Here is an 8,421-nt window from a genome sequence, read left to right as displayed (position 1 = left end):
GGACAAGCCGGAATGACAAAAATAAGGGAGGCAATTTCTAATGCGATTGCCCTGGTTCTGAGGCCGCCAACGGGCGGCAGGTGGAATTCAAAGGATAAAACATGGGCGAAAATACGGGTGAAGGGGGGTTACCCCCCTTCGTCTTTGACGTTGAGCCGTACCCGTACGGAGATTTACTGCAGGAGCTTTAAGACGTTTTGTGGCAGTGAGTTTGCCTGAGCCAGAACAGATATTCCAGCCTGTTGTAATATATTGTACTTTGTCATATTTGCCGTTTCCGCTGCGAAGTCGGCGTCCATAATCCTTGACTCGGATGCCTGAGTGGCCTCATTTACAGAGTCAATGTTGGTGATGACGGCGTTAAACTCGTTGCTCTTGGCGCCCATGCTTGACTTTGCCGCGATAACGATGTTCAATGCCCCGTCAATGATGGCTATGGTGTTTGACGCCCGTGATGTATATCCGGAGTGAGAGGTCGGGTCGGCCACCTGAAGCGAGGCAAGCCCCGTGTAGGTGATAGCGGCCCTTGCGGTATCGCTGTACGCGTAAGGCGCAGGGGTCTCGTTAGGCACAAACGCGGCATTAGCCACGCTGGCCGTATATACATTACCGGCCGCCGTATGGATGTCTTTCAAAAACATCATAGGCCCGAATTTTCCAAGGGAATTGAATGTGTTTCCACCCATGGCGTCTGTGTTCATAGAGGGGAGCGTTATGGAGATAGATGAGTCCGACGCTGAGTAACTCGTGAATATGCGCGAGGTGAAGAGACCTGAAATGAGCTTGTTGTCATTGAACTTGGTCTGTTCGGATATTCCCCCTACCTGTTCGATTAAGGCGTCAACTTCCATCTGCATGTTTGCGATATCAGTAACGCCGTACTGCCCGGACATCGCCTGAACGGCCAACTCCCTTATCCTCTGCAGGTCATTGGTCATCTCGTCCATGCCGCTTTGGGCCGTCTGCGCTATGGACAAACCATCGGAGGCGTTCCTTGAGGCTACGGTAAGCCCCCTTGTCTGGGAGTTCATCCTTGTTGCTATCGCCAGGCCGGCCGCGTCGTCCGCTGCCGAATTAATCCTATAACCTGACGACAGACGTTGCATCGCCTGTGCCTGAGGCACTTGTGTAGATCTCAAGTTCCTCTGGGCGTCAATTGACATAATGTTCGTGTTAATTGCAAAACCAGCCATCGTGCACCTCCATACCTTGATTTAATAGTTTAATCAATAGTCAACTAATCCTATTTTATGTTGTTTATCGTTCTGTTCCATTCTATCTGTCCCATCATGCGCTATGTAAGCAACTATCGTGCCAACCACCTGTTTATAAGGGAATACGCCCTCTGCGGCAGTTTATTGAGTCATTATGGATGTTTCTATTTTCTGTTGGCGTGAATAAAATTTTCCTATTGGGAAAAAATTTCCCGTTTCCCGCCTCTATTGTGGCACGTAAAAATTGACCCGACAAAATAGAATCAATTATGCTATAATAGTCAGCGATAGCAAGCCGGAGGCAGTTTATATGTCTGATTCATTGAAGAGAAAAGATGTCTAAGGCAAGGATATTAATTGTAGAGGACGAATGGATAATAGCGACGAACCTGAGTTCGACGCTTGAGGATTTGGGGTATGAGGTTACGTCCGTGGTACTATCTGGTGAGGACGCCATAAAACATGCTGAAGCGGAAAGGCCGACGCTTGTCCTTATGGACATTACCCTGCGCGGCCAGATGGATGGTGTTGCGGCGGCAGATGCGATAAAGGAGCTTTATGACATTCCGGTTGTGTATCTTACGTCAAACACTGACGAGGCCACATTCGAGCGTGTGAAGGACAGCGAATCGTTTGGCTATATCATTAAACCCTTTGAAAAGATGGAATTAAAGTATGCAATAGAGATGGCCGTGTATAAGCATAAGATGGAAAATGTGGTAAAGGAAAAGACGAGGCAGCTTGAAGAGCTGAACAAGAATCTTGAGATAAGGGTAAAAGAGGAGATAGAGAAGGGTTTGCAGAAGGAACACCTGCTTATTCATCAGTCGAAGCTCGTGTCTATGGGTGAGATGATGGTTGCCATATCGCACCAGTGGAGGCAGCCGCTAAATGTAATAGGGCTGCTTGTGCAGGACCTTGAGGAGGCGTTTGAATTTGGCGAAATCTCTAAGAAGTACGTTACGGAGATGACGCGGGATTCCATGGCCCAGCTCAATCTTATGTCAAAGACGATAACAGATTTCAGGGATTTTTTTAAACCGTCCGGTGAAAAAAGCCATTTCAGCGTCAAGGCCGCGATACAAGAGTGCATTTCGTTAATCAAACTCCAGTATGAAAACAACCAGATATACATAGATTTCGTTGCACAAAACGTAAACGTGGGGGCGCGCGCCCTCAGCGATTCTCCGCGCATATCCGAAATAACGATATTCAGCTATCCGGAGGAGTACAAACAGGTACTCTTAAACCTGATAATCAACGCCAGGGACGCCATAAGAGAAAAGAGGCGGCGGGATTTTTTCAGCATGGGCTACAGGGGTGAAATCTCCATCAGTCTGACCGACCAACGGGACAGCGTGGTTGTCGAGGTGAAAGACAACGGTCCTGGTATCTCTGCCGGAGTCATAGACAGGGTATTCGAGCCGTATTTTACGACAAAGGAGGACGGCATAGGGATAGGCCTGTATATGTCAAAAATAATAATCGAAAATCACATGGGGGGCAAACTCTATGTGGCCAGCTCGGAAAGCGGGGCGAAGTTTACCGTGGAGATAATGAAATAATGTCCACCATATATATCATGGGAGGTTTATAATGAAGGCACTGGTAGTGGAAGACGAGTTTAAGAGCAGAACGCTTTTACAGCGCATATTGTCAAGATATGGGGAGTGCGACGTGGCCGTAAACGGCGAAGAGGCGATAGGGGCGTTTGTGCAGTCATGGAAAGAGGGAGAGCCTTACGACCTGATTTGCATGGACATAATGATGCCTGAGATGGACGGCCAGCAGGCTCTTAAGGATATCAGAGAGATGGAGAAAAAGGCCGGGGTAGAGGACAAGTACAAAGTCAAAGTGATTATGACCACGGCCTATGATTTGCAGGAAGAGAAGGACGAGGCTTTTGAATGGGGCTGCACGGAGTACCTTGTAAAGCCGATAGACAAGAACAAACTCATTGACCAGTTAAAAAAGTACGGCTTCGTAGATTAATTTGGCTGCTGAGGTTGCCCCGTGCGTGGGGCTGGCTGTGATGGGTCAGAGGCAATTGGCCTTAGGACATCCCACCCTATCACACCATAGTCAGGACACGGTCAGCCCACGGCGTTCCGGTGGTGTTTCGCTGTGAAACTCAATCCATTTGACGGCCTGTTGTACCTTTCTATGAAGGCAGTGAAGCGCCTCGATAAAAGAAACAGCAGCGAGGGCAGTTTCTCCCCTGACGGAGTTAAGACAATTTTAATAATCTCGTCAACCGCGCTTGGCGACACGTTGATGTCCACGCCCGCTATAAAGGCGGTTAGAGTTCGATACCCGGAGGCGCACATTACGGCGTGTATCAATGTAAGGTATGCCCCACTCTTTGCTGACAATCCCCATATAGACACGATTTTGCCATATTACGGAGGCTACAGGAAATTCATTCGTACCGCACTGGCCTTACGCCGTATCAGGCCTGACGTTGCCCTTATTTTCCATGGCAACGAGCCGCAGGCGACACCGCTTGCCTACATCAGCGGGGCGCGGCATATCTTCAAAATACCCATATCCAGACAGTACGGCTTTCTCCTGAGTAACCAATCAAACGGGCTTGATGACCCGTGGCAGTGTCATGCCATTGACGTAAGGTTAAAGACGGCCTCCTTCGCGGGCTGCGCCACAGACGATAGAGAGATGGCGCTTAACGCAGACGCCGAAGACGTAAGGCACATAAGGGCCACCCTTGCGGCACATGGGCTAAACAGCGCAAGGCCCATTATCGGCCTGCAGCCCGGCGCCGCACAGTCCTACAAGGCATGGCCTAAGGGGTTTTATATCGAACTTGGCAGACGGCTACTCCACCTGTACCCGGGGGCAGGGATTGTCATCACCGGCTCAGGCGAGGAGCGTCGCCTGTGTGGCGATATAGCGGCGGCCATAGATAGCAAGGGCGCGGTTTCACTTGCCGGGGCCTTGTCTTTAAAGCAGCTTGCCGCGCTAGTTAAGATTCTCTCTGTCCTTGTCACAAACGACACCGGCACTATGCACATGGCAATAGCCCTCGGCACGAAGACCGTATCACTGTTTTGCCCTTCCAACCACTGGGGAACGGGGGCGATTACAGGGTTGCACCTGCACAGGATAATCAGCGCAGAGCGGCCATGCAGCCCCTGCGTAACTAAAAAATGCAAGGCCCCATACTGTATGTCCGCCATAACTGTGGACGCGGTCATGGCGGCGGTAACCGAGACACTAATGGAGATTTCTGAGATAAATGAAAATAGCCATCTATAATTTAACGACAACAACGAAGGCGGGCGGCGTGGAGTCCTTTACGCTTGGCATTGCCTGCGCCCTTGCAAAAAGAGGGCACACAGTCCATATTCATGGCGGCAGGGCGGTCGGCGGAGAGAATATCGTGGAGACGGTGCATGGGCAGATGGAATGCGTTACGGTGTTTACCTACCCCTATCTGAACCGGAGATATGTCCCGAACTTTGGCACAAGATTCAGAAAATTTGTCGAGCGTCTCTCACTCAGTATATTTGCCCTTGTCCCTCTGATACGTGGCAAATACGATATAATATACATCCACAAGCCGTATGACCTGCCTGTGGCGCTTTTGGTTGCGGCAATATCGGGCGCTAAGGCGGTGTTTAACTCCCACGGGACGGAGTTTTTTCCGGGTTATCGCTGGATGGTTAAAAGGCTCTACAGGTTTTTCTCGTGCAGTACCTATAACGCCATTGATGTCAGGCTCTACACATCCATCAGGCCGATAGTCTTATATAACGGCATAGACACAGAACGCTTCAGGCCACTATCTCGCAGCAAGGAATTAATAAAGAGACACTCTCTCAATGGGCAACACATTCTTATAAGCATATGTCGGCTTGTCGGATGGAAGGGGTTGCAGTACGCGATTGCCGCCCTTCCACATATTGATAAGTCCTTGTCCATTAAATATTTTATTGGCGGCGAAGGACCTTATGAAAACACCCTCAGGCAGTTGGCCGCCGATTTGGGTGTTGCGGATAAGGTAGTGTTTCTTGGGCGGCTTCCCAATGCCGAAATCCCTGCTTATTACTCCATCGCCGATGTTGCGCTGTATCCGAGCGTGGCTGATGAGACCTTTGGCATATCCATAGCCGAGGCGATGTCGTGCGGTATGCCGGTAGTGGCCGGCAATATTGGCGGCATACTGGAGGTTGTTGGAGATTCTGGATTGTTAATCCCTCCTAAGGACGAACTGGCAATTGCGAAGGCAGTAAATACACTGCTAATGGACAATGAACTAAGGCAGAGGCTTGGCATAAGTGCCTGTGACCGTGTCTCACACAATTTTAACTGGGACATGATAGCCGAGAGGTTTGAACAGGAAATCGGGGTTATAAGCGATGCCTAAGAGGGTATTAATGGCAGCCGCCCCCGTGCACCCCGTACCGCCCTTGAAGGGGGCTGCCGTGGAGATGTGGATTTATGAAGTCTCAAAGAGACTGGTCGGGTACGAGCCACATGTCGTGTGCCTTGCTGATGAGTTTTACCCGGACAAGGAATATAAAGACGGCATTTTTTTCCATAGGATTCGCTTCGGAAGGGTATACAGGCGGCTCTTTCAGAAACTCACGAGGCTTGACCCGTTTTCATACAACGACAGGATACTCAGATTAATCAGGGAAATCTCCCCTGAGATAGTCCACATGCACAATTCAATAAAGCGCTTCACACCGCTGATTAAGGCCGTTAGAGACTGCGGCCTCAGCCGTACGATGCTCCATGTGCAGAACGAATTCCCGGTAGATGAGCCGCTTGAGCTGGATGCCTTCACCGGCTGCAGCCAGTACATAATGAATCACTATGCGGGGAAACCCATAGCCGCCGCCCATAAGTTTTGTATCTATAACGGCGTTGACCTCGACAGGTTCAGGGATTTCAGGGATGTGCCCGGGTTAAGGGACGCGATTCGGGGGCGTTTTGGCATAAAGAAAGACGACTTTGTGGCCATCTTTGTCGGGCGTATATCGCCTGAAAAGGGGGTCGAGCATTTTATTGAAAGCGCCTCTATTATTAATAAAAACATTAGTAAGAAGCTGGGGGTTGACGGCGTCAAATTTTTCGTAGTAGGCGAAGTTCAAAAGGGGAGCGGCGACAGGGCGGACTACGCCCGAAGGCAAATGGAAATGGCGTCGGGACTTCCCATCACATTTACAGACGTTTTCACACCGTCGAGGATACACCTGATTTACCTGCTTGGCGATGTGTTCGTATTACCGTCGAATTTTGACGACCCGTTTCCTTTTGTGGCGCTTGAGGCGATGGCCACGGGGCTACCGATTGTTGCCAGAAGGAAGGGCGGCCTGACGGACTACATAATAGACGGCGTAAACGGCCTCTTCGTGGACGAGGCCAACCCCGCAACAGGCATCGCCCAAAAAATCGAACTCCTCGCAAGCGACGAATCTCTCAGAACCGCTATCGGCAAGGCGGGAAGGCAGACAATCGTGGAGCGCTTCTCATGGGACAAGATAGCTCAAGAGGTGGAAAGTGCGTATAATATGGTGGTTTAGACCGGGGCAGACGCGCCTGGATATGTATCTCACGTTATAATTGTAATTGTGTCATTGCAAGACCTGACCCCATTATCCTACAAATTTCAGCGCCAATTTTCATGGCATAGAGGACGCGGAAGGCATTACCTTGACGTCTAGGCGCTATTTCAAAGACGCCGCCGTCAACGCCTATGGTTTGGCAATGTCCGCTCATATGTCCTGTCCCATATTAAGTTAAATGGGATGTCTCCCTGAATTTGTCCTATTTGTGATTTGCCTTTTTATTCTTTACGTGATATACTTTAAATATGAGTGAGATGATTACAGACACGGCCACTGAGGCCGCCGTAAAGAACCATGACATTGAGCATATAATAGAGATATTGCCGGTACTGTCTCCCGGGCGCATAAAAGAGGCTGCCTCTTTTATAGACTACCTTGCAGACAGAGAACGCCGACATCAGGCCTTTGTTGAGGAAACGCTTGCGGCTGAACAAGAAGAAGGTTATACGTTTGACACGGTTGAAGAGGCTATGGAATTCATAAGGAGCTGGAGCGAAGAGACTGCCTAAGCTAAACTTCAAAAAACCATTTGTCCGGCAAGCGTTAAAGCTCACAAAAAACTCACAGGCACTGGACGCTAAGTTGTCGAAAGTCTTAATGTCGTTGCGTGAGAACCCTTTTACGCCCTCTCTTAAAACTCATAAATTATCAGGCAACCTAAGTGATAGATATGCGTGTTCATTGACTGAGGACATCCGCATTACCTTCATGCTATCCGGCGACACCTTGTATCTCCTCAACATAGGTTCTCACGATGAGGTGTATTGACAGCGTTTGCTTGGTCAACGATAGTTCGGGACACCGGCTCGATTACCGGCGGCCTCTTTTAGCGATTTGAGCGGATTGAACTTAACCACCTTCCTGGCAGGCACATCTATCTGTGCGCCGGATTGGGGATTACGGCCTTTCCTTGCCTTGCGCTCACGGACAGTGTGCAATAAAAAGGGACACATTGTGCAATAATTAACAATTGGCTTCCAGCAATTAAATGGGATGTGTTCCTTTTAGCCATTATACACCTCGTCGTGAGAGCCTATGTTGAGCAAGCGAATTGTGTCGTCTGATACTGTGAATACTATGCGAATATCGTCAGTCACAGAACACGCATATCTATCACTTAGATTGCCAGACAGCTTATGCGTTTTTAAAGGCGGTGCAAAAGGATTCTCACGCAAGAGGTTTAATGCCTTCAAGATTTTAGGCTCTAATGACGGCGACTTCTTTGTGATTTTCGATGACTGCCGTAAAAAGCTGTTTTTAGGAATTAACTTCGGCAAGCTACTCTGTCCAATTCCTTATAGCTTCCATAACTTCTTCAGCTGTATCGCAAATTATAGAGTCAGGTTCTTGTTCAGCGGCAAGCGTCTCAGCAACAAACTCATTATGCCTACGTTCTCTATCGGCCTGAGAAGCTATAAAGGCAACGATAGACGCAATGGTTTCAGGTGACAGCCCTTTCAGCATTTCGTTGATACGTTCAATGTCATAGGTATTGGCAGTCATTGTTTCGCTCATATTTAAAGTATATCATGAAAAGGGTAAAAAGGCAAACACATGAAATAATCCCTATAACCGACATAGAGAAGCGAAAAGAGTTAAAAGCCCCCGTGCTTTAA

Annotated in this window: 11 protein-coding genes and 1 pseudogene; 8 read left to right on the top strand and 4 right to left on the bottom strand. The window is 49.0% G+C overall.

What is annotated here, in order from left to right; genetic code table 11:
- Positions 1-219: hypothetical protein (locus AB7D94_RS14935; RefSeq protein WP_420266761.1), on the top strand; the 219-nt coding region annotated here is incomplete at its 5' end.
- Here the strand turns inward: AB7D94_RS14935 and AB7D94_RS14930 are convergent.
- Positions 174-1,193, bottom strand: a complete 1,020-nt coding sequence (locus tag AB7D94_RS14930) for a flagellin N-terminal helical domain-containing protein (protein WP_420266760.1) — start codon at positions 1,191-1,193, stop codon at positions 174-176. The genes AB7D94_RS14935 and AB7D94_RS14930 overlap by 46 nt on opposite strands.
- 356 nt (positions 1,194-1,549) lie before the next feature.
- On the opposite strand from AB7D94_RS14930, the gene AB7D94_RS14925 reads away from it, so the two are divergent.
- The 7 genes from AB7D94_RS14925 to AB7D94_RS14895 all read left to right on the top strand — a co-directional run bounded on the left by AB7D94_RS14925 (position 1,550) and on the right by AB7D94_RS14895 (position 7,573).
- The gene (locus AB7D94_RS14925) at positions 1,550-2,779 is read left to right on the top strand and encodes a response regulator (protein ID WP_420266759.1); all 1,230 of its coding nucleotides are present in this window, start codon (positions 1,550-1,552) and stop codon (positions 2,777-2,779) included.
- A gap of 31 nt (positions 2,780-2,810) precedes the next feature.
- On the top strand, positions 2,811-3,206 hold the full coding sequence (locus AB7D94_RS14920; RefSeq protein WP_420266758.1) for a response regulator: 396 nt from the start codon (positions 2,811-2,813) through the stop codon (positions 3,204-3,206).
- Positions 3,207-3,338: 132 nt separating this feature from the next.
- Positions 3,339-4,487 (top strand): glycosyltransferase family 9 protein, encoded by a 1,149-nt coding sequence (locus tag AB7D94_RS14915; protein ID WP_420266757.1) that lies wholly within the window; start codon positions 3,339-3,341, stop codon positions 4,485-4,487.
- Positions 4,468-5,598 (top strand): glycosyltransferase family 4 protein, encoded by a 1,131-nt coding sequence (locus tag AB7D94_RS14910; protein ID WP_420266756.1) that lies wholly within the window; start codon positions 4,468-4,470, stop codon positions 5,596-5,598. Before AB7D94_RS14915 ends, AB7D94_RS14910 begins: the two co-directional genes overlap by 20 nt.
- Complete coding sequence (locus AB7D94_RS14905) at positions 5,591-6,760, top strand: glycosyltransferase (protein WP_420266755.1); 1,170 nt, start codon at positions 5,591-5,593, stop codon at positions 6,758-6,760. Before AB7D94_RS14910 ends, AB7D94_RS14905 begins: the two co-directional genes overlap by 8 nt.
- Positions 6,761-7,050: 290 nt before the next feature.
- Positions 7,051-7,314 carry a hypothetical protein gene (locus AB7D94_RS14900; protein ID WP_420266754.1) on the top strand — a complete coding sequence of 88 codons (264 nt, stop codon included), beginning with the start codon at positions 7,051-7,053 and terminating at the stop codon, positions 7,312-7,314.
- Positions 7,307-7,573: a type II toxin-antitoxin system RelE/ParE family toxin gene (locus AB7D94_RS14895; RefSeq protein WP_420266763.1), complete on the top strand. Its 267-nt coding sequence runs from the start codon at positions 7,307-7,309 to the stop codon at positions 7,571-7,573. The genes AB7D94_RS14900 and AB7D94_RS14895 overlap by 8 nt, the downstream gene beginning before the upstream one ends.
- Before the next feature lie 14 nt (positions 7,574-7,587).
- Here the strand turns inward: AB7D94_RS14895 and AB7D94_RS14890 are convergent.
- The 3 genes and pseudogenes from AB7D94_RS14890 to AB7D94_RS14880 all read right to left on the bottom strand — a co-directional run.
- A pseudogene (locus AB7D94_RS14890) lies at positions 7,588-7,734 on the bottom strand (HU family DNA-binding protein); the annotation flags it as partial.
- Between the two features lie 75 nt (positions 7,735-7,809).
- Positions 7,810-8,082: a type II toxin-antitoxin system RelE/ParE family toxin gene (locus AB7D94_RS14885; RefSeq protein WP_420266753.1), complete on the bottom strand. Its 273-nt coding sequence runs from the start codon at positions 8,080-8,082 to the stop codon at positions 7,810-7,812.
- A 1-nt stretch (position 8,083) separates the two neighbouring features.
- Positions 8,084-8,320: a hypothetical protein gene (locus tag AB7D94_RS14880; protein ID WP_420266752.1), complete on the bottom strand. Its 237-nt coding sequence runs from the start codon at positions 8,318-8,320 to the stop codon at positions 8,084-8,086.
- Positions 8,321-8,421 lie beyond the last annotated feature (101 nt).

The sequence above is a fragment of the Candidatus Magnetominusculus dajiuhuensis genome (genome assembly GCF_046044395.1).
In the GTDB taxonomy this organism is placed as follows: Bacteria; Nitrospirota; Thermodesulfovibrionia; order Thermodesulfovibrionales; family Magnetobacteriaceae; genus Magnetominusculus; species Magnetominusculus dajiuhuensis.
This window is presented reverse-complemented; position numbering and strand designations above follow the sequence as displayed.

Excerpts from the sequence above, each read along its gene's own strand:
- AB7D94_RS14930 (WP_420266760.1), bottom strand. The coding sequence starts at position 1,193 with ATGGCTGGTTTTGCAATTAACACGAACATTATGTCAATTGACGCCCAG.
- AB7D94_RS14925 (WP_420266759.1), top strand. The coding sequence starts at position 1,550 with ATGTCTAAGGCAAGGATATTAATTGTAGAGGACGAATGGATAATAGCG.
- AB7D94_RS14920 (WP_420266758.1), top strand. The coding sequence starts at position 2,811 with ATGAAGGCACTGGTAGTGGAAGACGAGTTTAAGAGCAGAACGCTTTTA.
- AB7D94_RS14910 (WP_420266756.1), top strand. The coding sequence starts at position 4,468 with ATGAAAATAGCCATCTATAATTTAACGACAACAACGAAGGCGGGCGGC.
- AB7D94_RS14905 (WP_420266755.1), top strand. The coding sequence starts at position 5,591 with ATGCCTAAGAGGGTATTAATGGCAGCCGCCCCCGTGCACCCCGTACCG.
- AB7D94_RS14900 (WP_420266754.1), top strand. The coding sequence starts at position 7,051 with ATGAGTGAGATGATTACAGACACGGCCACTGAGGCCGCCGTAAAGAAC.
- AB7D94_RS14880 (WP_420266752.1), bottom strand. The coding sequence starts at position 8,320 with ATGAGCGAAACAATGACTGCCAATACCTATGACATTGAACGTATCAAC.